This window comes from Paenibacillus sp. FSL H8-0034 (assembly GCF_038000305.1).
GTDB lineage: Bacteria > Bacillota > Bacilli > Paenibacillales > NBRC-103111 > Paenibacillus_S.
Genome location: NZ_JBBOBS010000001.1, coordinates 1735022 through 1761777, shown reverse-complemented (window position 1 = coordinate 1761777; position 26756 = coordinate 1735022). Strand labels below are relative to the sequence as shown.

Here is a 26756-nt window from a genome sequence, read left to right as displayed (position 1 = left end):
ACCAACATTGTATTCCTTTGCATTATCTGCAAGAACGATGTAGGGGTTGGACGCAGCCGCCTTTATTTTACTAACGTATCAATCCCTACAATATGTAAAAATGATAAAGGAGCTGCCGCGGCAGCTCCTTTATGCCTATTTATTATCTGTTACCTCGCGGTCAGCAGAGGTTTTTGCTCTTTAAATTGCAGCTCATACAATCGGTGATAGTAGCCGCGCTGCGCCAATAATTGATAATGATTGCCGATTTCCCTTAGCTTGCCCTTATGCATAACGATAATTTGGTCTGCATGCTGGATTGTGGACAACCGGTGGGCAACAATGACGGTCGTACGACCAGCGGATATATTATGCAGCGCATCCTGCACGACCAGCTCTGTCTCGGTATCGATATTGGAGGTTGCCTCATCAAGGATCAATATTTGCGGTTTGAAGGCAATTGCCCGAGCGAATGACAACAGCTGCCGCTGTCCGAGCGATAGATTGATACCTCGCTCACCCAGTATCGTCTCATAGCCATTTGGTAAGGTTTGAATGTAATCATCCATATGAACCATCTTCGCTGCCTGAACAACCTGCTCTTGCGTAATGCTCGTATTGTTAAGACGAATATTCGATGAGATATCGCCAGTGAACAGGAATACATCCTGCTGCACAATACTGATACAGTGACGGAGCTCATCCAACGGAATCTCGCGAATGTCAATACCGTCCAGACGAATACGGCCCTTTTGAATATCGTAGAAGCGATTGATAAGCTGGATAATTGAGCTTTTGCCAGCACCGGTTGCACCTACGAAGGCAATGGTTTGTCCAGGATGGATCGTGAAGCTCACATCCTTCAATACCCAATCCTCATCATTGTAAGCAAACCACACATGCTCGAACGTAATTTCACCGCGAACCGCTGCAGGTAGACTGGTTGTCTGTACAGCATCGACGATAGACGGTTTCTCATCCAGCATCTCGAAGATCCGCTCCGCACCTACCATAGCCGTCTGGATTTGGTTATATTTCTCGGCAAGACTTAACAAGGGTTGAAAGAACTGGCGAACATAGTGCGTAAAGGCGTACACGATACCAAACGTTATACTGCCGTCAATCACACTGCCGCCTCCATACCAGAGAAGCAAGGCGATCGATAAATTTCCCATAAACCCAATGGTCGGCTGAAATATCGAGTTAATTACCGTTCCACGCATACCTGCACGATAGTAATCGTTATTATGTTTATCGAATTGTTCACCCTGCCGTTCCTCACGGATGAACAGCTGAGTTATACGAATACCGGACAGGTTCTCAGCCAAAAATGAATTCAGTCTGGACAAAATAACCCGGCTTGTTCGCTGCGCTTCCCGCATCATTCTGCGGAACCAGAAGGTCATAACAGCCAGCACCGGAATGACCGCAAAGGAAAGCAGCGCCAGCTTCATACTCATTTGCATCATGATCAGGACAATGCCGAGCAGGGTAATAACATCTTTAATCAGATTGACGATAACCTGAGAGTACAGCTGGTTTAATGCCTCTGTATCCTGCGTGACCCTGACCACAAGCCGACCCACCGGATTTCTGTCAAAATAGGACATCGACATCCGGCTCAGATGCTTAAACAGCATGTCGCGGATATTAAAAATAATTCGCTGACCCGTATACTGCAGCAGGTTGCTTTGCAAATAACTGAGCAGGGCAGCAGCTGTTACTGTCAGTAAAAACAAGACTCCAATTTTGGCAAAGCCGATATAATCCTGCTTGCGAAACAAATCCATCGTAGCTTCGTCAAGCGGTACGGCTGAATAGATCTGATTTTCAGCGGAGATCCTTACCTTACCGGTTCCATCATCAGGAAGCAGCTTGACTTCACTCTCCTGAGTAGTTTTCCAGCCCTCTATCATATAATCCTTGTTGTCCACACTTACAATCTGGGCCTTCACTGCGCCCTGAGGAAACTTTCCCGCTTCGACATCCGAAGGTTCAATTCTTACATAGTCCCGTCCATTCCATGTCGTGACCGGATCGAATACTTGCAGCTGCTGTCCCTGCGTGCTTTCCATAGTTAACATTGGCTTATTTAATCCATTAATATGTCCATCAATCGCTATTTTCATCAAGTAAGGTCTTGCCAAATCGGAAACGACAATCAAAAAGGCCAGCACGATACAGAATACAATCATTTTCCAATAAGGCTTGGCGTAAGACATCAGTCTGGAAAAGAGCTGACTGTCCTTCATATTCTTGAGATCTTGTTCTGCATGGATATTCATAGGCTGGCCCCTTCCTGAAGCACGGCGGCTTGCAGCCGTTCCATATCCTGTCCATCCTGGCGCTCTGCTTCCTGGTCGAGCTGCTGCTTATGATGTAAGTCCGCATATAGCCCATTGCGACGAAGCAGTTGTTCATGAGTACCGCGCTCTATAATTTTCCCTTCGTCCATGACGACAATCTGATCGGCTCCCTGAACGGATGAAATCCGGTGTCCGATAATGATCGTTGTCCGTTTGTTCATCACCGATTTCAAGCCTTCCAATATCAAATCCTCTGTAATCGTATCGACGGCCGACAAGCTGTCATCGAAGATGAGAATTGAAGGTTTTTTAATAATTGCCCTGGCAATACTCACCCGTTGACGCTGTCCTCCCGATAATGATACGCCACGCTCCCCGAGAGTCGTATCGAACTGATCCGGAAATTCTACAATATTCTCATACACCTGAGCCACCTTGGATGCTTCCACAACCTGCTCGTCCGTATATGGATTCGGGTCAAAACCAATATTATCGCGAATGGTTGAGGAGAACAGAAATTGATCCTGCGGTACGATACCGATCTGTCCGCGAAGCGTGGTTAACGGGATTTCGTGAATATCATGACCGTCTATGAATAAGGTTCCCACAGGCGGATTATGCAATCTTACCAATAAATTGGTTAGTGTGCTTTTACCGCTGCCCACCCGACCTACGATAGCGAGGCTGCTGCCTTTTGGCACCTTCAAGGATATATTTTTCAGCATGGGCCGATCCTCTTCCTCGGGATAAGCAAAGGTCAAATCGCGAAATTCAATTTCGCCCTCGATATGCTGAATATTCTGATTAGCGACCATATCATCAATGACCTGCGGCTGTGTATTAAAAATCTCCATGATGCGTACTTCCGACGCTTTTCCGCGCTGCATCAGGTTCACGACCTTGCCCAAGTTCTCAATCGGACCCATCAGCAAAGACAGATAGGTGTTAAAAGCAACGAATTGACCGAGTGTTATTACATGATTGAGCACCATCACCCCACCCATGACGACCGATACCAAAAAGCTGAATCCGACAATGCCCGTACTTAAGGAGCCAAATAATGAGTTGGTCCGAACAAAAATCCGGTTCATTTTGACAGCGTGTTCATTGTCTTTTTCGAACAGCTTCTGCTCCTCTCTTTCTTGGACATAAGCCTTTACGACCCGAATACCTGCAGTAAACTCCTGCACGCGGCTCGTTAAATCGGAGATCGCACTTTGCATGTCAGCCGATTGCTTTTGAATACGACCATTAAAGCGATAAGCCAGAATACTAAGCAGCGGCAAGGGAAGCATGGTCACCAGAGTCAGCCAAGGATTGACTGTCGTTACCATCGCAACAACCGAGACGGCGATCAGCAGAATGGCTTCCATAATATTAAAGTACCCTTGCATCGTTACCTCGCGAATAACGCCGACATCACTGATCGCATGTGACATCAGATCACCGATCCGCTGATTATTGAAATACTGGGCCGACAGCTTTTCCCAATGCTTGAACAAATCACCGCGAACACGTGTCTCCAGCATTCTCGATAAACGAAATAGATAAATACGGCTGGTGGAGCGAAAGAAGGCGATCCCAAGCCCGATCACGACCATCCAGACAGCAAATTGAACCGTTTCCTGAACATTCAGAAGCGAGCTCTGCAGCTTATCGGTAAATTGCCCCAAAAGTACAGGTATCAATAATTGCAGTAAGCTTGAAATGGACAATAATGCAAATCCGATCAGGTAGGACCATCGATAATTCTTAATATGATTCCAAAAAATAGTTGTTCTCTCCATCTGTATCCCCCCGCGTGTTCCCACTATTATCAGCTACTTTAACCGATCCATTAATTAACTATAGTAAGATTACCGCGATTAATATAAAGTTACCATGGATTTATTGATCTCATATTATGGACTATCTAACTTTTTCAAAATGCCAAATATTGATTTTGGAAATGCCCCCTTGAATCCAAGTATCCAAGCAGTGCCATTCAATCGTGCGATAACGAACTGCAGCCTCATTCTCCATATCTGCCGATTGATTCGTGCCACTCTTTCTCATCTGCTTCATATGTAAGAACGTTTCACGTGTCCAGCCACTCCAAACCTCAATAAACAAGCCAGGCTGATCTACACCTTCGAGCAGTTCCAGCTCTGGGCACTTGTCACTGACAATTTGAATCCACTGTGAATAAACTGACCTGTGTTGGGGTAATATTTGATATTCAACAAAAACTTTGGACATTTTTTCACCTACCGAGCTTTATTTTAAATCAAAAAATGATACACTAAAATGAAACCATTGCTTACGAAGTTAGTTTTGCATACGCAAAACTCAGCTCATGCTTACGAAGTCAGTGTTCCTAAAGGAACACTCAGCCGATGCTTACGAAGTTAGTTTTGCATACGCAAAACTCAGCTCATGCTTACGAAGTCAGTGTTCCTAAAGGAACACTCTTAGGAGGAAACCCCATGGATAGTGGAACACATCTAGTAATTGGATTCGGGTTGGCCGGACTGGCTTATATTGATCCTGTTGTAGCGGCAAATCCTGTGCTTTCCACAGCCATACTCATCGGGACTGTTGTCGGGTCGCAGGCACCCGATATGGACACGCTCTTGCGTTTCAAGAGCAATGCCGCTTATATCAAAAATCACCGCGGACGCTCACACTCCATCCCTGCTGTACTCATTTGGACGGCTCTTATTACGCTCGTATTAATGCTTTTGTTCGACGGCTTGCCTTTGGCTCATGTTGCCCTGTGGGTATTTATCGCGGTTGCCTTCCATGTGTTTACGGATTTATTCAATACATATGGGACTCAGGCATTCAGGCCATTTACGGAAAAATGGATTGCCTGGAACATTATCCATATTTTTGATCCGTTTATTTTCATCTCTCATATCGTAGCGATTTTATTATGGGCTGTCCATCTGGCCGCGCCCCAGATTATTTTTCCTATTTTATATGCATGCCTGGCAGTGTATTATATATGGAGATCATGGTGGCATCATCGGCTGGAATCCAATCTGTATCACAAGGACCCCGATTATCATCCTGGTGATCGTTATATTTTGATTCCAACCTTTAACCTGAACTTTTGGCAAATTGTCAAAACAAAGAGCGATGGACGTTTTGCACTTGGTGAATACAAAAACAACCAGATCAAATGGATTGATGAGGTGTCCTGCACCTCACATCCTGCTGTTGAGGCATCCAAAACACACAGTGACATCGCTGCCTTCCTGTACTTCACTTCGTTCGCCTGCTCGGATTTACGCAGTCATGACTGGGGCTATGAGGTACGATGGGCCGATGTGCGCTATCGTCACCGCAAGCAGTACCCTTTCGTCGCTGTATTGCTGCTGGATAATGAATTGAACCCGATTGATTCTTATGTAGGCTGGGTCAATGACACACGACTGGAGAAAAAGCTGAGGGTCAATACCTGACGGCTGGTTTACAGCAATTATTGTCACCTGGACATGATAACTTCCGGGCTGCTGCGGCAGCCCTTTCGTTATGATGATGACCGCTCTCAATTGACTCATACAACGATTAAAAAGCCCAAGGATACAAGATCCTTGAGCTTCTATTGAAATTTGATGCCTTATGAGCGAGATTGTCCGCCTGCCAAAGATTGCTCTGCAATTTGTACCAGACGACGAGTAATATGGCCACCAATTGCGCCTGTATCACGAGTTGCCATGTAACCGTAATAGCCATCCTGAGGAATTTGGATACCCAATTCTTGGGCAACCTCATACTTCAATTGCTCTAGTGCAGAAGATGCCTGCGGTACCACCAATACATTACTGTTACGGGATTGTCCTTGTGCCATGATAATCAGCACTCCTCTCAAATCTGAATGAATAGCTTTGATGTATTTGCAAGCTTGCAAACTTATTATGTGACATCTGATAAAAAGTATACGCACCTGCTGAAAAATGTTTTTTAGATTTTCAAATATTCGTAAAAGAGGCGGAATTCCAACAATGAACAAAGGCTTGGCACTCGTTTTTGCCGTCATCGGCACCCTGCTACTAACCGCAATCAGCTACGCCATGAGTATAGGCAATGTCTGGCTTGTGGGGCTGTTTTCAATTCTCTCGATCGGCTTTATCGGCTTCGGCTTTGTTGTGAAGGCCAAATTAAGAAAACGCAATGGCGGCTGAGGATTCAGCACCATTGCGTTTTTTTTGGGCTTGCTATGAATAATACAGTTGTACAATTTATTAAAGTACAAGAAAGCCCATTCTTTCTTTGGCGATCCGCAAGTTTTTCTCAGCCTGCTCTGCAGCTCTCTCAGCGCCTTGCCGCAGGATGTCATACAGCTCTCCGGATTCACGAATATCACGGTAACGCTGCTGCAGAGGCTCCAGCAAAGCAACTACACGCTCAGCCAGCTCCTTTTTAAATGGACCATAGCCTTGGCCCTCATATAAGGCTTCAATCTCGGCAATCGTCAAATCCGAGCAATTGGCATAGATGCTAATTAAATTACTAACCTCTGGCTTCGCCTGAGGATCAAATTTCACTTCACGGCCGGAGTCGGTAACCGCACGGCTTATTTTTTTGCGTATCACATCAGGCGAATCCAACAACGTAATGAAGCTGCCCGCATTCGTACTGCTTTTACTCATCTTTTTGGATGCATCGTCCAATGACATGATCCGCGCCCCGACCTGCGGAATATACGGCTCAGGAATCGTGAAGGTGTCGCCATACCGCTGATTAAAGCGCTGAGCCAGATCACGCGTCAGCTCCAAATGCTGCTTTTGATCATCGCCGACAGGCACCAGATCCGCGTTGTACAGCAAAATATCAGCCGCCATCAACGAAGGATACGTAAACAAACCGGCTCCTACGGAATCCTTGCCTTCCGATTTATCCTTGAACTGCGTCATCCGTTCCAGCTCGCCCATATAAGTTAAGGTCGTGAACAACCAGCCCAGCTCAGCGTGCTGTCTGACATGTGACTGCATGAATACCGTCGCCTTAGCCGGATCAATACCCGCTGCGATATACAGTGCCGTTACCGATTCACTTTGCTCTTTTAAGGCTGCCGGCTCCTGAGGTACCGTAATCGCATGGAGATCCACTACCATAAAGTAACAATCGTGCGTGTGCTGCAGAGTCACATAATTTTTCAAAGCCCCAATATAATTGCCCAATGTCAATTGACCGCTGGGCTGCATACCCGATAATACACGTTTCATTTGATTTCCCCCTCATTGATCTTTCCATGCCGCATTTGTTCCAGAAACGCAAAAAAGCCCCATATTCAGGGACGGATAACCGTGGTGCCACCCTATTTCGCAAATAACCGACCCCGAGGTCGCAAACGTCATTAAGCCTTTATCTTCTGTAACGGGAAGTGCCCGGACCAGCGTTGGACTCCGAATGGCACACCCGCATCACACAGGTCTTCCTTCAAGTCGTTCAGCCGTCAGCTCAAGGATCCATTCAACGCAAGCTGTCTACCGGTTCACAGCAGCCACCGGCTCTCTGAAAGACATCACTGTCGTTTACTTGTTCCTGTCATTGCCTGTACCCTCATTTGCTAACCATCAGGTATGCTTTGAAATGAGACAACATACTTTTGTACAGTATAAGATTTCAATATAGGAATGTCAACAAGCCAACTATTTACGTAATATGAAGATTTTTTTGTGCGCGGCATGTCCTATATACTCAATTTGTTTCATAAGTTATAATAATAATTACGATTTAGAAAGGGAGATATGTCCATTGCAAACGCCATTACTTCGATGGAGCACGAATGTGCTCACGCTCATTTGCCTGGTTATGCTGTTTCTCATTTTTACTCAAAAACAAACGCCAGATCTCTCCTTCCTGGACAGCACAACCGTGCAAAGCTTCAAAACGATATTTTTAAGTATTATTCTGGAGGCCTTTCCGTTTGTTCTGCTGGGGGTGCTCGTTTCCGGATTGCTTCAAATGTTCGTCAGCGAGCAGACAATCCGCCGTTTAATTCCCAAAAATCCGGTGCTTGGAATTTTGTTCGCCTGCCTGGTCGGTATTATTTTTCCATTATGTGAATGCGGTATGATTCCGGTTATTCGGCGTTTAATGAGAAAAGGCATGCCTGTCTACGTAGCTATCGTCTTTATACTGGTGGGTCCGATTATTAATCCGGTCGTTTATGCTTCCACCTACATGGCCTTTCGCAGCCGCCCGGAAATTGCTTATTCCCGTATGGCACTGGCCTTTATTGTAGCGCTTGTTATGGGTCTGATCATTTACAAATTTTTCAAAAGCAATCCGCTGCGTGACCTGTCCTATCTAAGGACCTCAGATATTGTGCATCACCATGAGCATCATACTGTACATAAGCACGATCACGAGCATGATCACCAGCACAGCCATCAACACGATGAGCATAAGCATGAACATCATAACCACGGAGCAGGCAATCATGCGCATAAGCACGATCACAGTCACACCCATAACAATGACCATGACCATGATCATCCCGTTCCAACCACGATTGTTGGCCGTATTTTTGGTGTATTGGGTCATGCATCCGACGAGTTTTTCGATATGGGTAAATACTTGTTATTCGGTGCCATCATAACCGCCGTTATTCAGACACTCGTGAACAGGGACAGCCTTGTTTCCATAGGTCAGGGTGAAATTACGTCTCATCTGTTCATGATGGCGCTTGGTTTCGTGCTCTCGTTATGCTCCACATCGGATGCCTTTGTCGCCTCATCGTTCACTACGACCTTTTCCACAGGCTCCTTATTAACGTTTCTCGTCTTTGGACCTATGCTGGATATTAAGAGCCTGCTGATGCTGCTGTCTGCGTTCCGTACCCGATTTGTATTGGCTTTATCCGCTCTGATTATCGTGGTTGTCCTTGTATGTTCGCTTATTTTCGAAAAAATCGTGTTTCCATAGGAGTGTGCTAACATGAGTACAAAATGGTTAAGTCTGCATCATTTCATTAAAGCGTCGATTTTATTCGGGTTTGCGATGTATATCGCCTATCTGGTCAAAACCGACAATATTTTATATTATATCGCCCCCCGCATGGTCGACTATGTGAAGTGGTCAGCCGTCGGCTTCTATGCGATTGCTGTTTATCAAATTTACCAAGCGATTCGTGCCTTCACCGGCTCTGTCGCTGCATGCGATTGCGATCATGATCATACCCCGTCACCCTCGGTATTAAAAAATACCTTGATCTACGGTTTGTTTTGCTTCCCGCTGCTGCTGGGCTTCCTGCTTCCGGACGCTTCTATGGGCAGCAGCCTTGCAGCTAAAAAAGGGATGAATCTGAGCAGCGCGACAGCAGTCAAGAAAGATACAACGTCCACCCAAGCTTCGCCGCCTGCTGCTGCACCTGCTCCAAGCAGTACCACAGGAACTGGGACTGACAGTGGGACTAACACTCCCAATCCAACAAGCAATACAGGTGCCGCTGGCTCCGCAGCAACAAGTCCTAAAGCCGGCGCCGCAACGGTCGATAAGCAGGATGAAATGTTTCCATCCGATAAATTCACCAAGCATTACGCTGCCTATGCCAAGGAGCTGTATCAGGAAAGTGTGATTCCGGTAAAAGAGGATTTGTATATGGAAACACTGACCACCGTGGATCTGTATCTTGACAAATTTGTCGGCAAAAAGATGCAGCTCACCGGCTTCGTATATCGTCAGGATGATATGAAGCCCAGTCAATTCGTCGTTGGACGCTTTGCCATTCAGTGCTGCTCTGCTGATGCTGCTCCATATGGCGTTCTCGTTGATTACGAGCGGGCCCAGCAATTTCCGAGCGATTCCTGGGTAACCGTGACAGGTACGATTCAGCAAACCAAATTCAATGATATGGATATTATGCTTTTGAAGGTTGAGAAAATCAGCAAAGCAGAGCCTGCAAAGGCACAGTATGTGTATCCGAATTTTGATTTCGGGGTTTAAATACAAACTGCAAGCTTCCTTGTCCCCGCCGTCGCACTTTATGCTACAATATAGCTGCAATAGGTCACAAACGAGTGACCTTATCATCTATTAGCCATCACATTCATCCCAAATAAGGAGCTGATCCCATGATTAAGCAAATCGACTGGCAGGGTACGCCTGCCCATGTACTGGAAAATGAGTTTCTGATCGTCTCCATCTGCCCTGGAATTGGCAACAATGTATACAGCATCTGGGACAAGAAGCTGCAGCGGGAAATGCTGCGCACCCCTGAGGGTCCTGCAGCCTTGTCCGAGCAGTTCGTGCAATTTGGAACACCAATTCTGATGCCGCCGAACCGTATCGACAAAGGACAGTTTACCTTTGAAGGCCGCAGCTACCAATTTGATATTACCCAGCCTGCCACTGGCAATCATATTCACGGACTGGTCCGCCAGCAGCCTTGGATCGTAACGCAAGCAGGAGAAAAGGAAAACGGGCAATTGTTCATCACTTCTACTTTAAATCTGGCTGAGGATGAACATGTACAGCGCCAATACCCGCATGCCTTGGAGCTGGAAATTACTTATGTACTGGATGGCAGCAAGTTGACCCAAACGTTGAAGGCTACAAATAATGGTAACGATTCGGCTCCATTTGGCTACGGTTTACATACCTGGTTTCTACTCGATGGTAAACCGGAAAGCTGGAAGCTTCAGCTGCCTGTAGAAGGCATCTGGGAGCTGAATGAAGTGAATATCCCGGTTGGCCATATAGCCCCGCTCGGTCGCTACGAAGCACTTATTGAGGGAGATTCACTGAAAGGCCACAATATGGATACCGTTTTTCAGATCGGCAGCAATCCGTGCACGGCCATTTTATCCAATGATCAGGTAGAGATTCGTTACAGCGGCTCTGATTTGTTCAAGCAGTGGGTGATTTTCACCAAAGGTGAAGCTCATGATTTTATATGTCTGGAGCCTTACACATGGGTCACCAATGCACCCAATATCGATCAGCCTGCCGAAGTGACGGGTCTACGGGGCATTAAGCCCGGTGATACGCTGCAATTGGAAGTCACCCTGGAAATTAATCATCTCTAGAACAGCAACGATTCCAACCTCCTGAAGCTGCACTGCAGCTCAGGAGGTTTTTTGCTTCATGTTTACTTGATAATAGGAAGAGGCTGGATTGACTCCTTCATACCCCGATGCTAAGATAGCCTCATGCTTATGTAGCCTATTGAACTTATTTCCATATACGATATACGCAGGAGTGGAGTAATTATGGACAAAAAATACTGGGTGCCCGCTCTTGAAAAGGCGCATGCCGTCATCCGCCTTGTTGCCGAGGAGCCCTCAAGGCTCAAGCTGACCGAGCTGTGCAAACGATTGGAAATCAGCAAAAGCTCGATGTTCTCTTTGCTGCAAACGATGGAAGCCTTGCAATGGATTACTCGCGATCGTTCAGATGCCTACACGCTGGGTATGCATTTTGGCCGGATGGGTCATGCATTTTTCAGTCAATATGATTTAATTGATGCTTTTCGGGCAGAGGCGCCTGCCTTTATGCAAGAAATCAACGAATCGATTCAACTGGCCAACAGGGATGGCAGCGAGATCGTATATCTCGCCAAGGAAGCAGCCCCTTCGCTCGTTCAAATGGTTTCGGGTCCAGGCACACGACTGCCTGCTCATGCGACCGGACTTGGCAAGATACTGCTGTCCGGTCTGGAGGACTCGGAGCTGCAGCTGCTTTATACGGAAGAGAATTTATCCAGCCTGACCCCTTTTACACTTCGCACCAAACGTGAGCTGTTTGAACAATTGGACATTATTCGCAAGCAAGGGTATGCAATCGATCTGCAGGAAGGTGTGATGGGCTTCAATTGTCTTGCAGCGCCGATCTATCACAGTGGCGGTCATATGGTAGCCGCAGTCAGCTTCTCGATGCCTCTGCACCATTGGGAGGAAAAACGTGAGAAAGCGTTAAGCGGCGTGCTTGCATTGGCTGACAAGCTGTCGTTCAGCTCCCCTGTTTAAAACAACTGCCTGTCTACCAAACACGCCCTTTATTCCCAATTGGAATGGAGGGCCTTTTTGCTTACATGTATGGACGCATGCATTTATACATTGACCGATTTTTTATGAGGTGATACAATTAATTTATTGTTGATGAACCAAGTTCATTATATTGAACTTAATAATTTTAATCATTTTATAACCGGATAAGGAGTCCATTCCCATGAAATTTGCACGCTTTGCCTTAAAAGCCGACGGTTCGATTAAGCAAGCTGTTCTAAGAGAACAGACCCTTTATGTGATTGAAGGGGATATTTTTGGTCTTTGGAAATACAAGGGCTCCTCTTATGATCTAAACGAAGTTACACTGCTTGCTCCCCTTGAACCGCATTCCATTATCGGAGTAGGCAAAAACTACATCGCCGCTGGGGAAACCAAACCCGAGCAGTTGCCAAAGGTCCCTGTTTTTTTCTATAAGCCTGTTACCTCTGTCATTGGTCCTGAAGCGGATATTGTCATTCCTTCAGGTGTCACCGAAGTCAAATTTGAATCCGAGCTTGCAGTCGTCATCGGTAAACAAGCCCGTAACATTCAGGAGCAGGAAGCATGGGATTATGTGTTTGGCTATACGATTGCCAATGATGTGACTGCACCACAGTTTAACCACCCTGACGGTCATTGGACGGTCAGCAAATCATTCGATACGTTTACACCGCTCGGACCTTATCTGGAAACCGAGCTGGATCTGCAGCAGGTCCGAGTTCAAGCTCAGTATAATGGAACACGTAAGCAGGACAGCGAGCTTGAATTGATGATTTTATCCATTCCGTTTTTGATTTCCTACTTATCTCGCGTACTGACTTTACAGCCGGGCGACGTCATTTTATCCGGTTCTCCTGCAGGAGCTGAATTCATGGCGGCGGGTGAGCTGATTGAATGCCAGATCGACGGAATCGGTATTTTAAGAAATTCCACGGTAGCACCACCACAGTCCTAGTTGAAACATGCGATTAGTGAAAGAACCAGCAAAAAAGCCGCCCGGATCGCCGGACGGCTTTTTGTGCTTCCAATCATCAGGCAGGCCGTCGGGAACACAAGTTTCACCAAGCCTGTCCTCTTTTAATAATAAGGAGAAATCAACAAGTACACGATAACGCCTGTCAAACTCACATATAACCAGACCGGCATAGTCCAACGGGCAATTTTGCGGTGACGTTCAATCTGCATATTCAATCCGCGGGTTACTGATAAAAGCGCAAGCGGCACATTCACAATCGCCAGAGTTACATGTGTGATCAGAATGAAGAAGTACACATACCGCATCACTTCACTTCCACCAAACCGGGCTGGCTCGGTCAGAAAGTGATAAATGACATACGAGATCAAAAAAAGCGTCGTCGATCCAAAGGCTGCCATAATAAAGCTTTTATGCAGCGGAATGTTTCTTTTTTTGATGGCCACCAAAGCCAACACCAAAACAATAAACGTAAAGCAATTGAAGATGGCATTCAGTAAGGGGAAAATCGTAACGTCAAAATCGAGATGCCCGTCATACCCTGGCAAGAAAAACAATAAAGCTATAATCGACACCAGAACAAACGAAAAAATCAGAATAAACGGTGTATAGTTTCGCTCTTTTACAAGCTTGTTGCGATTGTATTGCTCGCTCATTGATGACCCTCCAGCAGCTATATTTTGGATGAAAGAAGCTTATCCAACACGGTCTAGCTATACCATAAAGGATACTGGAGCCGACAACAAGTAGCTACGTTTCATTTTTATAACAATATTCCGAACTATTTGATCAAGCCTCGATTTGCTTCAACAGTCGTTCGACCACCTGGACCGTATCTGCGTAATAAGGCCGATAATCGAGTCCATCAATATGGGAAAGAAACTGCCTGGCCATGACCACAACCTCTGTCCGGTATCGTTGTAATGGGATTGTGTATGAACTATGCTCTCTCGGCTCCCCATGCTCCCGCTCCTCCAGCTCCGTTAGCTCCAGGCTCTGCTCATGACTATGACGAACTCGAAAGGAAAAAGCTCTGCATTCCGGGTCTCCGCATCCACAGCAAAAAAAGGGCATCCGCTCCCACTCATCAACCTTTCCCCAACGGTTCGGCTCCACATCGTGAGTCACACTGTACAGCAATGCCGGAAGACCCACATCCACACAAAGCGGCTCGTCGATCAGTACATCTCCATTTATGTTCAGCAGTACATCGGCATGAATAATTTGCAAATCGGCATCCCAGGACCAGTTGGTGCAGCTTAAGGTAAACAATATACTCCCCCTACTTCCCCTGTAGATCTGTTTCATGCTTTAATTATAAAGATTCTGCGATGTGATGTATAGAAGCCTTGAGCTGCCTAAATTAAAAGAATGGATTGGTGACACTATTTTGAAACTACAGTTCGGTATACCCGTTGTAAAGCTTCAGTTTGCGATTAAATTAAGCTTGGCTTCCATGCTGCTTATACCGGCGGCTGTTGCAGTAAGCCCTGTGTTTGCCAATGAACAAGCCATAGTGCATGAAAAACGGAATGTAAGCTATGAAGGCAGTACCTACACGCTGGAGCTGATTCGGATTAATCTGAAGGACCCGACTGTTCAGGTGAAGGCGATAGCGGCGAATCATCAGGTAGGCAGTGTACAACCCTTCATCGATATGATGAGTGATAACGAGGCTATTGTCGGCATTAATGGCACTTATTTCGATGCGTTTACAGAAGATATCGATTACAGAACTCCCTACGGCATGCTGATGAACAATAATGATCTGTTCTACCGTGGAGACAAAGAGACATCCATTACTGTCTCGAAGGATAAGGAAGCAGCGGTACAGCGACTTTCGGTCAGCAGCTCCGTTCGGGTGGGCAGGCTTAGTCTGCCTTTGAATGGTGTAGACATGTATCATGGCGACCGTACGAATAGCGCATGGGTGTTCTCCAAGGATTACGGAGATATCATCGATTACCCTGGAGTTAAAGTTGCCATTGCAGCCGATATGAAGGTTGCTGCGCTATCCATCGATTCCATCCCTATTCCGGCTGGCGGTTATGCGCTGCTGCTATCCTCCGATCAGACGCTTGATTCTGTGACCAAGTCGGTTAAAGCAGGCGATCTCTTCAGCATGGAACAATCAAGTGTGAATCTCGATTCGAACACAAGAACCCCCATCAGCCAGCTGCAAATGGCCATTGGTGCCGGGCCGAAGCTGCTTACAGGTGGAGTTGTGGATATTGATGTGGAACGTGATCGTTTTAACGATCCGCTTGTCACCTCGCAGGCTAATGTACGCAGCTTTGCCGGTGTCGATGACAACCAGCTGCTTGTTGTAGGCACGGTTTCTTACTCCACACTTGATCAAATGGCCAATGCTTTACTGCAGGCTGGCATTACGGATGCGATTAATCTGGATGGCGGGGCAAGCTCGGCACTGTACTATCAAGGCAAGCTGCTGCGCAAGCCAGGACGGCTGCTGAGTAACGCGCTTATTGTGCAGCAGACGGACAAGCCTCAGGTGCAGCTCAGTGTCAATGGTACGTTAACAGGCAATCGCGACGGCTATATCGAGCATGATGTCACGATGGTTCCTTTTCGTGTACTGCTTAATCGCATCCAGGCTGAATACAGCTGGAATCCCGCAGATTCCAGTCTTCATCTTAGTAAAGGCAAGCTGAGCGCTGTTCTCACACCAGGGAGTAGGACAGCTATGCTGAATGGCCAACCCGTCGAGCTGGATGCGGCCCCCGAGGTTGTCGATGGTCTGATGTATGTTCCGCTGCGCTTTGTCGCGGAATCGCTCGGAGCCCGACTCGAATGGAATGACAGCCTGTATCGAGTGAATGTCGTTGTGCCCAATATCAACCCATAAATTTCCAATCATATACAGGTGTAGGATTTTGAAATTGTCACATACTACCTGTATGAACGGAGGTGATATCAATGGCACAAGGACAATCCAGCAACAGCAATACCTTAGTCGTACCTCAAGCCTCTCAAGCTTTAGAACAATTGAAGTATGAGGTGGCTCAAGAATTGGGTATTCAAATTCCTCAGGATGGTTACTACGGTTTCATGGCATCTCGCGACACCGGAGCAATCGGGGGACACATCACGCGCCGTCTGGTTCAAATCGCTGAGCAGCAACTGGCAGGCAAATTTTCCAGATAATGAATCGCTCCATATACTTAGATTAAGGTGATTCCGTGAGGAGTCGCCTTTTTATTTGGTTTGCAGAAAAACAGGAATATTTGTTGAGACAACGCGGAAATCTATGCTTGGAACAACCATGGCAGAAGCTGCCAAATATAAATTTCCATATCCTTACAATCCGGGAGGACTATTGAATGACCAATGATCCGTCTAATCGTAATAAGCAACAGTCGAATACCGAGGACAATAACACGTTGACAAACCGGCAAGGTCACCCTGTAACCAATAATCAGAACATAAGAACAGTAGGTAATCGGGGTCCAGCTACTTTGGAAAATTACGATTTTATCGAAAAAATCAGCCACTTTGACCGGGAGCGTATTCCAGAACGTGTGGTTCATGCGCGGGGTGCGGGTGCGCACGGTTATTTCGAAGCTTATGGAACTGTAGGCAACGAGCCGGTATCCAAATATACGCGTGCCAAATTGTTTCAGGAAAAAGGTAAACAGACACCTGTTTTTGTGCGCTTTTCATCGGTTATTCATGGTGGTCATTCCCCGGAAACCCTTCGTGACCCCCGTGGTTTTGCCGTGAAATTTTATACAGAGGACGGAAACTGGGATTTGGTCGGGAACAATCTGAAAATTTTCTTTATTCGCGATGCCATCAAATTCCCAGACATGATTCACGCCTTTAAACCGGACCCGGTTACGAACATTCAAGATGCAGAACGGTTCTTCGACTTTTGTGCCAGCTCCCCTGAATCCTTTCACATGGTTACCTTTGTTTATTCGCCCTGGGGCATTCCAGCCAACTACCGCATGATGCAGGGCTCTGGCGTTAATACATATAAATGGGTGAACAGCGACGGTCAAGCGGTCCTCGTTAAATATCATTGGGAACCGAAGCAGGGCATCAAAAATTTAACGCAAAAGGAAGCCAGCGAAATTCAGGCAACCAATTTTAATCATGCTACCCAAGACTTATATCAAGCCATAGAACGCAGTGATTATCCGGAATGGGAGCTGCTTGTCCAAATCCTCAGTGATGATGAGCATCCTGAATTGGATTTCGATCCTCTTGACGATACCAAGCTGTGGCCGGAGGAGCAGTTCCCATGGCTGCCGGTCGGAAAAATGATTTTAAACCGAAATCCGGTCAATTATTTCACTGAAGTGGAGCAGGTAGCCTTCGGTACAGGCGTGCTCGTTGATGGTCTCGATTTTTCAGATGACAAAATGCTGCAAGGTCGAACGTTTTCTTACTCCGATACACAGCGGCATAGGGTAGGTGCCAACTATTTGCAATTACCGATTAACGCTCCAAAAAAACGGGTTGCCACGAACCAAAGCGGCGGTCAAATGGAATATTATGTTGATCGATCACCAAGCCACAATCCTCATATCAACTATGAGCCTTCCCTTCTGGGCGGGTTAGTTGAAGCACAGCAAGCCGGGAAGGAATATACCCCGCTCATTGAAGGAAGGCTCGTGCGTCAATCCATTGACCGATCGAACAATACGCAGCAAGCAGGTGATACTTATCGACGGTTCAAGGATTGGGAACGCGATGAATTGATTTCCAATCTGGTTGGCGATCTCTCACGGTGCGACGTCCGTATCCGCGATGCCATGATCGCACTTGCCGAAGAAGCCGACGAAGAATACGGGCGCCGATTACGAGAAGGTCTTGAAAATTCGCCCAAGGGTGGGTCCAGCCAAAAACCGCTTGGCAATAAAAATGGTGACCAGGCACCAGATAAAGCCGTAAACATCGCTCACGGTGCAGAACCCTATTAAACAGCTCGAATAATCACGGATTTGATGGCGAATTTATAGCCATCGAGTCGAAGAAAGGAGGAAGCATTATGCCTAAGAAAGTACAGCATTCATTGGTTGATAAGGTAGCTGACTTCGTAGAGAAAACGGTTGAAGATACTGTTGAGGATACGATAAATATGGCCAACCGTGCCGAGAAAGCGATGGGCAGGAGCAATAAAAGCAAAAAGGATTAATCATCCAAAGGTCAGCCGAACAAATCCGACAATAGGTTTTGTTCATTGATTATTGAAAAGCCCAGCAGGGCTTTTTTTCATTTGAAAACAAAATCATAGGCAAGCCTGGCACATCATACTTATAAGAGAAAATCCCCCGGAAGGATGTGTTTTCTCAATATGCAACACTTTTTTTCTCAGCGTGTAGAACTGTTGCTGCTGCTTGGAATGGCCTTTTTTTGGACAATCACCTACCTGCTTGTGATTTATAGAAGCTGTCAGGATCGTACTAGCGGTATGCCAACCGCCGCCATTTGTGCCAATATCACTTGGGAGTTTTTATTTTCCTTCATCCTCCCCTTTGACCCGCTGCAACAAATCATAACCGTGATCTGGTTCTTCTTGGACTGTATCATTCTTCTGCAATGCTTGTATTACTCCAAGAAACAAAATCCCGGTTTTCCTGCCAAAACCGTTATCTTTTCTTTAATGGCCATTGCCCTTCTGCTGCACTATGGAATCGCGAAAGAATTTCATGATCTTGAGGGCAAATATTCAGCATTTGGCATCAACCTCATGATGTCCATCCTGTTTATCCGCATGCTGATGATAAAAAACTTCCAAGGCCAGTCCACATCCATCGCTTATTTTAAAATGATTGGTACGCTGTGCATCTCCGTTTTGTGTTATTCCCAATACCCTCACTCCCTTTTGCTAACCATGCTGTATATCCTCATTTTTATTGTAGATGTCGTGTACATCGTTTTGATTACCCACAAGTCTAAAAATCTCATTTACAAGCCCAACAAAATCATCGCTAAATAACATTAGGTATTTTCTGGATAATTTGTTATTAGCGTTTAAGCCTTGAAAGATTTGAGGTAAAATGGTGGTATCGATATTCACAGGGGGTTTTTCAATGTGCGGAAGATACACGATCACCGTTACCGAGGAAGAATTGATGCTGCGATTTATGCTTGAAAGCTCAACTCCCTTTTATGAGCCGCGGTACAATGTTGCACCCGGACAAATGATTCCTGCCATTATTAACAATGGAGCACAGAACAAGTTAGGGCAGCTGCGCTGGGGGCTAATCCCCTCTTGGGCCAAAGATGCCAAGATTGGTTATACGATGATCAACGCCCGAGTGGAAACCATTGCTGACAAGCCTGCATTTCGAACATCATTAAGGAGCAAACGCTGCATCATTCCTGCAGACGGTTTTTATGAGTGGAAACGAACTGAGGATGGTAAGCAGCCGATGCGGATTGTGCAAAAAACCGGACAATTATTTGCGATGGCGGGCCTTTATGATACCTGGGTAAGTCCGGAGGGTGACAAGATCAGCAGTTGTACGATTATTACGACAGTACCGAATAAGACGATGGCGGGCATTCACGACCGGATGCCGATCATTCTGAAGAAACAAGATGAAGCAGCTTGGCTGGACCGCAGCATTCAGGATGTTAACCTGCTGCAGTCTTTGATTGGACAACCATTTCCTGATGAGGAGCTGCGGGTGTACCCGGTGACCCAAGCTGTAGGGAATGTTAAAAATGATTCTCCAGAAAATATAAAAGAGGTATCCTGATAATCAAAGAAGGTTCCTCCCCGAATAGTAAGCTTGCTTGCTGGGATACTAAACGGGACAGGAGGTGATTTTTTATCATGGATGTTACCAAACCCGATTCGCCCAAAAGCCGAGACTTTAAGGAAAATAAATTTATAGAAGAAGAGGCTGAGCTTCAAGCCAATAAAGCTGCAAAACGACCACCGAGTTTAAATGGGATTCCAAAACAAAATAATCCACAATAAATCGTAAGCAGCCCTCAGTCCTTAAAAAGGAACGAGGGCTTTTGATATTTCCATACATACATTTTTTTAAAAGTCGAATCTTCCTTTACTTTGTGGGGAACCTAAATTACAAACCACAAAAGGAGAATTCTAGATGACCACTAAATTAGATCAGCTTATCGAGCGCATCGAGGAGCTTAGGCAGGAGCTAAACAGACTCTCCAGAAACAAGGACTTGGCGGACCCAGAACTGCTCACGGCAAGCAGAATGATGGATGCTGTATTGAATGAATATAACCGCCTGTTGATAGATAAGGCAAAGGAATAAACAATCTAGAACCTAATGATGGATAAGGTGATACAATGAGAATACAGTTTACCATCCATTTCTTGCTATTGATCTGTCTGTTAATTACAGGTAACCAAGCTGCAGCCTGTTCACAGCCAAGAGAGCAATTAATTGAAGAGGCGCTGCTGCAACAATTACATCCGGTTATTATGTCTTCTCTTAAAAAATAGCAGCTTCCGATTAAACAAAGTGGGTTTACTGTGGGAGAACCATTTAAGCAATAGCCAAAGGAGATTGATCTTTATGACAAAAATCACGACGTTTTTAATGTTCGAAGGTAAAGCTGAAGAAGCGATGAATTTGTATATCTCTTTATTCGAAAAGTCGGAAATAACAAGTATTACTCGTTATGGAGCAAATGAGGCTGGAGCTGAGGGCACAGTAATACATGCTACCTTCTCTCTTAATGGACAAGAGTTTATGTGCATCGATAGCAGTATACAGCATGCATTTACCTTTACTCCTTCAATGTCCTTGTATGTAACTTGTGATACCGAAGAAGATGTTAGTAGGGTCTTTGAGAAATTATCTCTGGAAGGATCTGTATTAATGCCTTTAGGAGCGTATCCTTTTAGTAAAAAATTTGGTTGGGTAACAGATAAATTCGGAGTTTCATGGCAACTAAGCCTTGCTTCACAGGAATAGTTGAGGGGGAATTGGTAATGTCAAATAACAATTTTCAGGAAGAATCAGCGAGTGATCTTCCCATCAAATTATCGAATCCAGCAAGGCGAGCACTCATTGGGGCTGGTTATACGCGTCTTGAACAGTTGACGAGGCTCACTGAAACAGAGGTTCTGAAGCTGCATGGTACGGGCCCCAAAGCGCTTGGTCAGCTCAATCACGCTCTCGCCGTGAAAGGAATGTCATTCGCCAATAAATCTTAAGCCAGTTGGAGCGAAGCTTATTTGACTGACCCATCTTGTTGCAATTACATAAGGAACGACCCAAATGCATTTATGGAGTTATCGAATGTGTATTGGGTTCATTTAATTACCTCGTAATAACAACAACGTTTAACACAATGAAAAGGTTTCAAGCCAAAATATGATGAATCAGCTGGCAGCGTCCAATCACATTTCTTCGGGCTATCATAACATACATTATGCTAGGCGGAAGGAGGGATTAACATGGGTGCACTTGGAGTTGGCGGAAGTTGTGGAGGTTTTGGTTTTGGAACTTCTACAGGTGAAATTCTTGTTCTCTTTATTCTGTTGGTTATTATTAGTCGTGCCTTTATCTAAATATGACGCTCCGCCCAAGTTGAAGATACGTATATCCTTTCCTCTATAAACATGAAGCCCTCTTTCCTTTCGGACTGAGGGCCTTGATATTCCCACTCATTTGTTGACTCAACGAAAATAAGCCACGGGATTATCTCCCCGGCTTTTTATCTTGTCCCAGCTGTAACGATTCGATCTCCAGACATATTTCGTGCTGCCACTCCACATCTGCTGTTATCGATGCCATTAACGACACATTCTCCAAGTACGCCATATCCCAGCAAAGCTTGGCATTGAGCTTGAGGCACTGGTCCATTTCAATCTTTTCGTCGGCTGTGAGTTGTCGCTGCTGCATGACCGTCCACAACTCTGCAAGCCTCTGATACATAGGCAAGAACGCCATAGCTGCCACCACCCTATACCCGCCAGTATAACCAAGTTATTAACGAACTCATACGTTTGTTGTAAGTACACCAAAATCAAATTATAATGACTCTTGTGCAACCCCATCAGGAGAGGAGAATTATTGTGCTCGTAGCCACACATATGGCAGCAGCATCTGCTATGTATGTCCTATCTTCAGTCAAAAACACATCCGGCATCCAAAAGGCAGTTGCACTGCCAGCTATATTAGCGTTATCCTTGTGCTCGCATTTTGCTTTAGATGCCGTACCCCACTTTGAGCTGCAAATGTTGAGCAATGTACTCATCGGCTCCCTGATCATCCTGTTTTTGTTATACATAGCTTGGCGCGATAAGGATGTTTTTGTCCTGGTATCAGCTTTCCTGGGCGCTCTTCCAGATGTCATGTGGGTGCTTAAAATTAGCCCTGAGTTTGATGAAATACACAGTTTTTTACATTCCACAGTTACACATGCGCCGTTTTATTCAATCATTTTAGAATTAGTGGCATTAGTTAGTATTGTATTTATCATTTACAAAGCACCGAGAGCAGCTTAGGATTCAAATCCACCCGTTGGCTGCTGGAGTCAACTACATTAATTTATACAATAATGAATTGCGGAAATTTGAACCGTGACTTTAGTAACTTTCTGCTTTAATTGAATGGAATTATTGCATAAGATTTTGCTCCGTCTAATGATGAGGAGTTATTATTGGCCGCTAAAACAGACGATACAGGAACCATTAATAAAATCATCACTGCCAAAATAAAACCAACATTTTCTTCAAACAAACCTCTCCCTTATATACCATTTTTTATGTAGGCGATTGAACATAGAGTTAATAAGGCTTTTATTGAATTACTGGAAATGGAGTTAGTTCAAAGGGGAGTTACCTTTCAGCAGCAAGGGAAAAGTCCGGAGTAATAGCAAATAAAATATGAGCGAATGGCTTCTAGCCCTACATCGGTTGGACCCCGTTGGCGATGCTGGCGGGGTCATACTAAGTCCATCACCTTTAAAGTACGATAAAATAATATAGAAACATTTAACAGTTAAATACGTATACAAATAAAAAATATAAAACGTCGAGGTGATATAGTGAACAGGTACGTTTTTTATATAGTCATATCAGCTTTTACGCTAGTTTTCCCTATATGCGCTATCTTGTATGGATTATGGGATGCCAGCCAGCCAAAAATTGGACCTGTGGGGAATGGAATTACTGCTCCTACTTTCCAACAGCTTATACCATTATTGTGCGGCATATTTATAGGTATCACAAATTTGCCTATTGCGATCATGCGTTATCTTAAACATAAGAAAACAATAGGTGCTCAAGACAAGAACACATAATTAATAGAACGTATATTTATGAAAAAGCCCCCGTCCCGAAGGATGAGGGCTAAACTATACATATCAATTATGGAATTTTTCTCTTTTTATAAGATAACGCAATCTACCAAGGATCTCAAATAAATCGGCAGAATCATACGATAGCCTCATATTTCGATGTGTCTTTATCGCATCCATAGCAGAAGTCCTATTAACCAAATTATGAAGAGTTAGGATCATTTCCTCCTTGCGCTTAAAAACCACTTCAAAAGACATTTGTCCATCCATCCTTTCTATAACATGTCACAATCTATGTAATTTCCATAATTAAACGATTAGTTTGTATGATTATTCTTTACCCGAAACTATTGAATATAAACCGCGTATGAACTATTGTTATTTAAATTTCAAATTTAGTTCCTGTAAATTAATAGTTATAAATCTATATATTATTTTACATCTTAGAGTGGAGGTTAGCTGTAGATGAGTCCGTCAGAATTAAATGAACTTGCTTTGTTAATGAAAGTTGCAAGAGAGAAATCTAATATAACTAACACTAAGGCTTATGAACTCAGACAAAGGGCTGTTAAATATCAATTTGAGGCAACAGCTGCAACGGAAACAGCCGCTTTGATTATTGAAATTTTAGCATCTTGTACGGATTCAACGCTTTTACCTAAAATTATGCTCGAAAGTAAGGAAGCTGCCCTTAAGGCTGTATCTGCTATTTTAAAAGCTTCTAAAGCAGTGGAGGAAGCAAACAAAGAAGAAAAAGAAGTTACTGATTCATTTAATTTAGCCTATGAGGCAGCGAGTAAATTAGTTAGTGCCCTTTCTTATACAGAAGATTCAATAAATATGAACAATAACTGTTAATAAAATTAGATACGCGCCAGCATTTTTGGACTTTATTATTATAGATAATTATCAATGCAAAAAGCCCTCTATCCCGAAGGATGAGGGCTTTTCACTTGTAATTAAAACATTAGTTAAAATCCTCTGAATCATACGAAGAAATCTTATCAAAAATCACGACTTCATGCCGGGCTAAGAAAGGCCCCTTTTTCAACGGATTCTCAAATGTGTAACGTGCTGGACCCGTACCAGCGGATCTTGCATCATGCCAAGAAACGAAAGCATCGTGATCTGCTACAGACAGGATAAACTCCTCTACCTTGCCGTCTGTTAAGGTAATACTCAAAGTAGTTCCAGCAGTCACCTCTGCTATTTCAGTAAGTGTTCCGCTGCCATTAACACTATACTCATCGTAATTGAATTTTAAGATTTTATCGAAAATCAAGCTATTTTTACGAGTTAAGAAGGAACCTTTTAGGTGCTGGTTAACGAATGTATACTTGGCCGGTCCTGTACCTGCTGCTTTGGCGTCAAACCAAGCAAGGAACGTGGTTAACTCCGTTTGGCTGAGGTTGTATTCAAAAGTATCACCATTAGTCATGTTTGTTGTAAGAATGACTCTTTTTGATCCCATAGGAGTGGCTGATGCTTCGTTGGAGATGACACTTTCTCCGCTTGTATTTAAGGCAGTGACAACGTAATAGTAAGTTGTGCCATTTGTAACAGTCGTATCGGTATAAGGTGAACCATATACATTGCTTTCCACTGTTGAGTAAGGACCACTGGCCGTTGTGGAGCGTTTGATGTTATATGGTGTCGACGTACAGGTAGCTGCTAGTAGGGGTGAGTTCAACGCTGTGTCTCCCTTCAGACATTGATTGGTCAATATAAGTAACTCCATATTTACCAGTACCGTCCCCTTTGATTTCGCCTTTATCTATATTGTCAACTTTTAAATTGTAACTGTTACCTTCTAATAACCAAGTCCGAATATTTAATTTCGTTCCTGTGAAATCAAACTTCATTTTAGCTCCCTTATCTCCACGAGTAGAATTTGAGTTTACTCTACCTTCATAAGTACCACTTGTAGTTATCCATGTACCCCAAATGTAATAGTACTGAGGAAACAGGAATCACTAAAAAAATTGTAATCGTCAATATAAAACCAGATAAATACTTTCTCAAACAAGTATTTCCATTATTTTCTAAATCAATATATATAAGACAAATAGTAGATTACAAGATATTCCATTAGATGCCCAAACATATAAAACCATATATTGTAAATATAAGTTGATATTTGCATAATTCTTTTAGGTGAAGGGATAGGAGCCTTCGCTGTAAGGAGGTTGATTTCAATACTGAAAAGTAAATAACAAGGATTAACTTGAATACTACAGCCTGGCGATTGAGCATAGAGTCGATAAGCAGTTATTGAATTACTGGAAATAGAATTAATTCGAAAAGTTATTATCTTTCAGCGGAACGATATTCGAGTATTATGGTAATATGATCTTAAAGCATTAAAAGGGGGACTTAAATACGATGTCGGAAGAATTGAACAGGGAAATACTTGTTGAACTTAAGAAAATAAATCAGAAATTAGATGCGATTAGCGAGCGAAGGGGAATATCAACGCCTCTTAAATTTATGGCAGTAATAATTGGGTTTATAATTATTGGACCGCTGATTTTATGGTCAATAGGGATTATTAGTAGTTTTTTCAGATAAGTGAAGTTCTTTTCCAAGCGATTGATTCATGCCCTATGCAAAGGAACCCCCCTCAATCTAAGGAAAGAGGGTTTCAAAAAAAAAACCACCAACAGCAGCTGTCAGCGGTTCAACGATTTCGATGAAAGCCCGAATAAGGAATACGAATAATAAATTAATAAAGTGCTGTATGATATATACGAAATCGTGGCCAAACCGTCTGTCTAAATAGCTTGCTTAATCCTTTTTCTTGTTGGGGTTCAGTTCTTCCATCAGGCTGGACATGTTGTAATTAGACTCAAACGTGACACTCGTGCACAGCTTGTTCTGGCGCATGGCAAATTCGAACGAGATTTCACCGTGCGTCCAGCGTTTGAGCTTTAACGATTCCATTGCGGTGTGCCGGAATGTTTGAAGCTCCTCCTCCGACAATCCCAGCTCCATCTTCTGCATTTGGTTCCCCTTGCTCTCTAAAGGGAACGCCCTAACTCCAAATTTCCCAATTACATTATTGCGAATTTGGACAAAGACCGTTCCTGAAGTGAGGAGAGCCAGCTCCTCCTTAATTTCCCGAAACACGATATCAATCTGCCTTGCCAAAGTCACATTTTCTAAAATCATTAACATCCTCCTACCTAATCGGTGTTGTCAGCGTGGTGCTGCAGTCCTATTATATGAAGGATTCCCGAATTAATCAACAATATTTTACAT

The 26756-nt window shown here is 44.4% G+C and carries 32 protein-coding genes and 1 other annotated feature; of the genes, 22 read left to right on the top strand and 10 right to left on the bottom strand.

Translation table 11 applies throughout. The annotated features are described in order from the left end of the window. Nucleotides 1-149: 149 nt before the first annotated feature. The 3 genes from NST47_RS08010 to NST47_RS08000 all read right to left on the bottom strand — a co-directional run bounded on the left by NST47_RS08010 (nt 150) and on the right by NST47_RS08000 (nt 4523). Entirely contained in the window at nt 150-2264 is a 2115-nt protein-coding gene (locus NST47_RS08010; protein ID WP_341154659.1) for an ABC transporter ATP-binding protein, read from the bottom strand. Beyond that, nucleotides 2261-4072, bottom strand: a complete 1812-nt coding sequence (locus NST47_RS08005) for an ABC transporter ATP-binding protein (RefSeq protein WP_341154658.1) — start codon at nt 4070-4072, stop codon at nt 2261-2263. The genes NST47_RS08010 and NST47_RS08005 overlap by 4 nt, the downstream gene beginning before the upstream one ends. Nucleotides 4073-4193: 121 nt before the next feature. Next, nucleotides 4194-4523, bottom strand: a complete 330-nt coding sequence (locus NST47_RS08000; RefSeq protein ID WP_341154657.1) for a hypothetical protein — start codon at nt 4521-4523, stop codon at nt 4194-4196. 227 nt (nt 4524-4750) lie between these two features. On the opposite strand from NST47_RS08000, the gene NST47_RS07995 reads away from it, so the two are divergent. Continuing rightward, nucleotides 4751-5731, top strand: a complete 981-nt coding sequence (locus NST47_RS07995) for a metal-dependent hydrolase (protein WP_341154656.1) — start codon at nt 4751-4753, stop codon at nt 5729-5731. A gap of 158 nt (nt 5732-5889) precedes the next feature. On the opposite strand, the gene NST47_RS07990 is transcribed toward NST47_RS07995, so the two are convergent. Then, a complete protein-coding gene (locus tag NST47_RS07990; RefSeq protein WP_076236572.1) occupies nt 5890-6120 on the bottom strand; it encodes an alpha/beta-type small acid-soluble spore protein in 231 nt (76 codons plus the stop codon). A 154-nt stretch (nt 6121-6274) separates the two neighbouring features. Here NST47_RS07990 and NST47_RS07985 point away from each other — a divergent pair, with 154 nt between their 5' ends. Then, nucleotides 6275-6454 carry a hypothetical protein gene (locus NST47_RS07985; protein WP_240419237.1) on the top strand — a complete coding sequence of 60 codons (180 nt, stop codon included), beginning with the start codon at nt 6275-6277 and terminating at the stop codon, nt 6452-6454. A gap of 60 nt (nt 6455-6514) precedes the next feature. Here the strand turns inward: NST47_RS07985 and trpS are convergent, their stop codons facing one another. Then, nucleotides 6515-7498 (bottom strand): tryptophan--tRNA ligase, encoded by a 984-nt coding sequence (gene trpS / locus NST47_RS07980; RefSeq protein ID WP_341154655.1) that lies wholly within the window; start codon nt 7496-7498, stop codon nt 6515-6517. Nucleotides 7499-7562: 64 nt separating this feature from the next. Continuing rightward, nucleotides 7563-7833: a binding site (T-box leader), on the bottom strand. A 197-nt stretch (nt 7834-8030) separates the two neighbouring features. Here trpS and NST47_RS07975 point away from each other — a divergent pair. The 5 genes from NST47_RS07975 (at nt 8031) to NST47_RS07955 (ending at nt 13220) form a co-directional block, all read left to right on the top strand. Next, complete coding sequence (locus NST47_RS07975; RefSeq protein WP_341154654.1) at nt 8031-9203, top strand: permease; 1173 nt, start codon at nt 8031-8033, stop codon at nt 9201-9203. A gap of 12 nt (nt 9204-9215) precedes the next feature. Next, entirely contained in the window at nt 9216-10223 is a 1008-nt protein-coding gene (locus tag NST47_RS07970; RefSeq protein WP_341154653.1) for a TIGR03943 family putative permease subunit, read from the top strand. Nucleotides 10224-10351: 128 nt separating this feature from the next. Continuing rightward, on the top strand, nt 10352-11305 hold the full coding sequence (locus tag NST47_RS07965) for an aldose 1-epimerase (protein ID WP_341154652.1): 954 nt from the start codon (nt 10352-10354) through the stop codon (nt 11303-11305). Between the two features lie 183 nt (nt 11306-11488). Continuing rightward, a complete protein-coding gene (locus NST47_RS07960) occupies nt 11489-12244 on the top strand; it encodes an IclR family transcriptional regulator (RefSeq protein ID WP_341154651.1) in 756 nt (251 codons plus the stop codon). 202 nt (nt 12245-12446) lie between these two features. Next, on the top strand, nt 12447-13220 hold the full coding sequence (locus NST47_RS07955; RefSeq protein ID WP_341154650.1) for a fumarylacetoacetate hydrolase family protein: 774 nt from the start codon (nt 12447-12449) through the stop codon (nt 13218-13220). Nucleotides 13221-13342: 122 nt separating this feature from the next. Here the strand turns inward: NST47_RS07955 and NST47_RS07950 are convergent, their stop codons facing one another. Together NST47_RS07950 and NST47_RS07945 are read right to left on the bottom strand one after the other, a co-directional pair. Beyond that, complete coding sequence (locus NST47_RS07950; RefSeq protein WP_341154649.1) at nt 13343-13894, bottom strand: DUF420 domain-containing protein; 552 nt, start codon at nt 13892-13894, stop codon at nt 13343-13345. Between the two features lie 133 nt (nt 13895-14027). Next, the gene (locus NST47_RS07945) at nt 14028-14510 is read right to left on the bottom strand and encodes a hypothetical protein (protein ID WP_341154648.1); all 483 of its coding nucleotides are present in this window, start codon (nt 14508-14510) and stop codon (nt 14028-14030) included. Nucleotides 14511-14628: 118 nt separating this feature from the next. Here NST47_RS07945 and NST47_RS07940 point away from each other — a divergent pair, with 118 nt between their 5' ends. The 12 genes from NST47_RS07940 (at nt 14629) to NST47_RS07885 (ending at nt 21765) form a co-directional block, all read left to right on the top strand. Further along, on the top strand, nt 14629-16104 hold the full coding sequence (locus tag NST47_RS07940) for a stalk domain-containing protein (protein ID WP_341154647.1): 1476 nt from the start codon (nt 14629-14631) through the stop codon (nt 16102-16104). A gap of 71 nt (nt 16105-16175) precedes the next feature. Then, nucleotides 16176-16403 carry an alpha/beta-type small acid-soluble spore protein gene (locus NST47_RS07935; protein WP_076236594.1) on the top strand — a complete coding sequence of 76 codons (228 nt, stop codon included), beginning with the start codon at nt 16176-16178 and terminating at the stop codon, nt 16401-16403. Nucleotides 16404-16579: 176 nt separating this feature from the next. Next, nucleotides 16580-18184 carry a catalase gene (locus NST47_RS07930; RefSeq protein WP_341154646.1) on the top strand — a complete coding sequence of 535 codons (1605 nt, stop codon included), beginning with the start codon at nt 16580-16582 and terminating at the stop codon, nt 18182-18184. A gap of 68 nt (nt 18185-18252) precedes the next feature. Next, nucleotides 18253-18399: a hypothetical protein gene (locus NST47_RS07925; protein ID WP_341154645.1), complete on the top strand. Its 147-nt coding sequence runs from the start codon at nt 18253-18255 to the stop codon at nt 18397-18399. Nucleotides 18400-18558: 159 nt separating this feature from the next. Next, the gene (locus NST47_RS07920; protein WP_341154644.1) at nt 18559-19203 is read left to right on the top strand and encodes a transmembrane-type terpene cyclase; all 645 of its coding nucleotides are present in this window, start codon (nt 18559-18561) and stop codon (nt 19201-19203) included. Nucleotides 19204-19297: 94 nt separating this feature from the next. Further along, nucleotides 19298-19969 carry an SOS response-associated peptidase gene (locus NST47_RS07915; protein ID WP_341154643.1) on the top strand — a complete coding sequence of 224 codons (672 nt, stop codon included), beginning with the start codon at nt 19298-19300 and terminating at the stop codon, nt 19967-19969. 77 nt (nt 19970-20046) lie between these two features. Further along, nucleotides 20047-20193, top strand: a complete 147-nt coding sequence (locus NST47_RS07910) for a hypothetical protein (RefSeq protein WP_341154642.1) — start codon at nt 20047-20049, stop codon at nt 20191-20193. Nucleotides 20194-20326: 133 nt separating this feature from the next. Continuing rightward, the gene (locus NST47_RS07905; protein ID WP_076236604.1) at nt 20327-20500 is read left to right on the top strand and encodes an aspartyl-phosphate phosphatase Spo0E family protein; all 174 of its coding nucleotides are present in this window, start codon (nt 20327-20329) and stop codon (nt 20498-20500) included. A gap of 35 nt (nt 20501-20535) precedes the next feature. Continuing rightward, nucleotides 20536-20691, top strand: a complete 156-nt coding sequence (locus tag NST47_RS07900) for a hypothetical protein (RefSeq protein WP_341154641.1) — start codon at nt 20536-20538, stop codon at nt 20689-20691. 73 nt (nt 20692-20764) lie between these two features. After that, entirely contained in the window at nt 20765-21166 is a 402-nt protein-coding gene (locus NST47_RS07895) for a VOC family protein (RefSeq protein WP_341154640.1), read from the top strand. A gap of 17 nt (nt 21167-21183) precedes the next feature. After that, on the top strand, nt 21184-21408 hold the full coding sequence (locus NST47_RS07890; protein WP_341154639.1) for a DNA-binding protein: 225 nt from the start codon (nt 21184-21186) through the stop codon (nt 21406-21408). Between the two features lie 243 nt (nt 21409-21651). Further along, nucleotides 21652-21765, top strand: coding sequence for a sporulation protein YjcZ (locus NST47_RS07885; protein ID WP_262682059.1), 114 nt, complete (start codon nt 21652-21654; stop codon nt 21763-21765). Nucleotides 21766-21895: 130 nt separating this feature from the next. Here NST47_RS07885 and NST47_RS07880 read toward each other — a convergent pair whose 3' ends face one another. Then, the gene (locus NST47_RS07880; RefSeq protein WP_341154638.1) at nt 21896-22147 is read right to left on the bottom strand and encodes a DUF7667 family protein; all 252 of its coding nucleotides are present in this window, start codon (nt 22145-22147) and stop codon (nt 21896-21898) included. A 143-nt stretch (nt 22148-22290) separates the two neighbouring features. On the opposite strand from NST47_RS07880, the gene NST47_RS07875 reads away from it, so the two are divergent. Both NST47_RS07875 and NST47_RS07870 read left to right on the top strand, forming a co-directional pair. Then, entirely contained in the window at nt 22291-22704 is a 414-nt protein-coding gene (locus NST47_RS07875) for a hypothetical protein (protein ID WP_341154637.1), read from the top strand. Nucleotides 22705-23963: 1259 nt separating this feature from the next. Beyond that, nucleotides 23964-24356, top strand: coding sequence for a hypothetical protein (locus tag NST47_RS07870; RefSeq protein WP_341154636.1), 393 nt, complete (start codon nt 23964-23966; stop codon nt 24354-24356). A gap of 109 nt (nt 24357-24465) precedes the next feature. Here NST47_RS07870 and NST47_RS07865 read toward each other — a convergent pair whose 3' ends face one another. Continuing rightward, nucleotides 24466-25221, bottom strand: a complete 756-nt coding sequence (locus NST47_RS07865) for a hypothetical protein (RefSeq protein ID WP_341154635.1) — start codon at nt 25219-25221, stop codon at nt 24466-24468. A 659-nt stretch (nt 25222-25880) separates the two neighbouring features. Here NST47_RS07865 and NST47_RS07860 point away from each other — a divergent pair. Further along, nucleotides 25881-26066: a hypothetical protein gene (locus tag NST47_RS07860; protein WP_341154634.1), complete on the top strand. Its 186-nt coding sequence runs from the start codon at nt 25881-25883 to the stop codon at nt 26064-26066. A gap of 216 nt (nt 26067-26282) precedes the next feature. Here NST47_RS07860 and NST47_RS07855 read toward each other — a convergent pair whose 3' ends face one another. Then, on the bottom strand, nt 26283-26666 hold the full coding sequence (locus NST47_RS07855) for an O-methyltransferase (RefSeq protein WP_341154633.1): 384 nt from the start codon (nt 26664-26666) through the stop codon (nt 26283-26285). Between the last annotated feature and the right edge of the window lie 90 nt (nt 26667-26756).

Coding starts and splice junctions, on each gene's coding strand:
- NST47_RS08010 (WP_341154659.1), bottom strand. CDS start 2,264: ATGAATATCCATGCAGAACAAGATCTCAAGAATATGAAGGACAGTCAG.
- NST47_RS08005 (WP_341154658.1), bottom strand. CDS start 4,072: ATGGAGAGAACAACTATTTTTTGGAATCATATTAAGAATTATCGATGG.
- NST47_RS08000 (WP_341154657.1), bottom strand. CDS start 4,523: ATGTCCAAAGTTTTTGTTGAATATCAAATATTACCCCAACACAGGTCA.
- NST47_RS07995 (WP_341154656.1), top strand. CDS start 4,751: ATGGATAGTGGAACACATCTAGTAATTGGATTCGGGTTGGCCGGACTG.
- NST47_RS07990 (WP_076236572.1), bottom strand. CDS start 6,120: ATGGCACAAGGACAATCCCGTAACAGTAATGTATTGGTGGTACCGCAG.
- NST47_RS07985 (WP_240419237.1), top strand. CDS start 6,275: ATGAACAAAGGCTTGGCACTCGTTTTTGCCGTCATCGGCACCCTGCTA.
- trpS (WP_341154655.1), bottom strand. CDS start 7,498: ATGAAACGTGTATTATCGGGTATGCAGCCCAGCGGTCAATTGACATTG.
- NST47_RS07970 (WP_341154653.1), top strand. CDS start 9,216: ATGAGTACAAAATGGTTAAGTCTGCATCATTTCATTAAAGCGTCGATT.
- NST47_RS07965 (WP_341154652.1), top strand. CDS start 10,352: ATGATTAAGCAAATCGACTGGCAGGGTACGCCTGCCCATGTACTGGAA.
- NST47_RS07960 (WP_341154651.1), top strand. CDS start 11,489: ATGGACAAAAAATACTGGGTGCCCGCTCTTGAAAAGGCGCATGCCGTC.
- NST47_RS07955 (WP_341154650.1), top strand. CDS start 12,447: ATGAAATTTGCACGCTTTGCCTTAAAAGCCGACGGTTCGATTAAGCAA.
- NST47_RS07950 (WP_341154649.1), bottom strand. CDS start 13,894: ATGAGCGAGCAATACAATCGCAACAAGCTTGTAAAAGAGCGAAACTAT.
- NST47_RS07935 (WP_076236594.1), top strand. CDS start 16,176: ATGGCACAAGGACAATCCAGCAACAGCAATACCTTAGTCGTACCTCAA.
- NST47_RS07930 (WP_341154646.1), top strand. CDS start 16,580: ATGACCAATGATCCGTCTAATCGTAATAAGCAACAGTCGAATACCGAG.
- NST47_RS07925 (WP_341154645.1), top strand. CDS start 18,253: ATGCCTAAGAAAGTACAGCATTCATTGGTTGATAAGGTAGCTGACTTC.
- NST47_RS07920 (WP_341154644.1), top strand. CDS start 18,559: ATGCAACACTTTTTTTCTCAGCGTGTAGAACTGTTGCTGCTGCTTGGA.
- NST47_RS07915 (WP_341154643.1), top strand. CDS start 19,298: ATGTGCGGAAGATACACGATCACCGTTACCGAGGAAGAATTGATGCTG.
- NST47_RS07910 (WP_341154642.1), top strand. CDS start 20,047: ATGGATGTTACCAAACCCGATTCGCCCAAAAGCCGAGACTTTAAGGAA.
- NST47_RS07905 (WP_076236604.1), top strand. CDS start 20,327: ATGACCACTAAATTAGATCAGCTTATCGAGCGCATCGAGGAGCTTAGG.
- NST47_RS07900 (WP_341154641.1), top strand. CDS start 20,536: ATGAGAATACAGTTTACCATCCATTTCTTGCTATTGATCTGTCTGTTA.
- NST47_RS07895 (WP_341154640.1), top strand. CDS start 20,765: ATGACAAAAATCACGACGTTTTTAATGTTCGAAGGTAAAGCTGAAGAA.
- NST47_RS07890 (WP_341154639.1), top strand. CDS start 21,184: ATGTCAAATAACAATTTTCAGGAAGAATCAGCGAGTGATCTTCCCATC.
- NST47_RS07885 (WP_262682059.1), top strand. CDS start 21,652: ATGGGTGCACTTGGAGTTGGCGGAAGTTGTGGAGGTTTTGGTTTTGGA.
- NST47_RS07880 (WP_341154638.1), bottom strand. CDS start 22,147: ATGGCGTTCTTGCCTATGTATCAGAGGCTTGCAGAGTTGTGGACGGTC.
- NST47_RS07875 (WP_341154637.1), top strand. CDS start 22,291: ATGGCAGCAGCATCTGCTATGTATGTCCTATCTTCAGTCAAAAACACA.
- NST47_RS07870 (WP_341154636.1), top strand. CDS start 23,964: ATGAGTCCGTCAGAATTAAATGAACTTGCTTTGTTAATGAAAGTTGCA.
- NST47_RS07860 (WP_341154634.1), top strand. CDS start 25,881: ATGTCGGAAGAATTGAACAGGGAAATACTTGTTGAACTTAAGAAAATA.
- NST47_RS07855 (WP_341154633.1), bottom strand. CDS start 26,666: ATGATTTTAGAAAATGTGACTTTGGCAAGGCAGATTGATATCGTGTTT.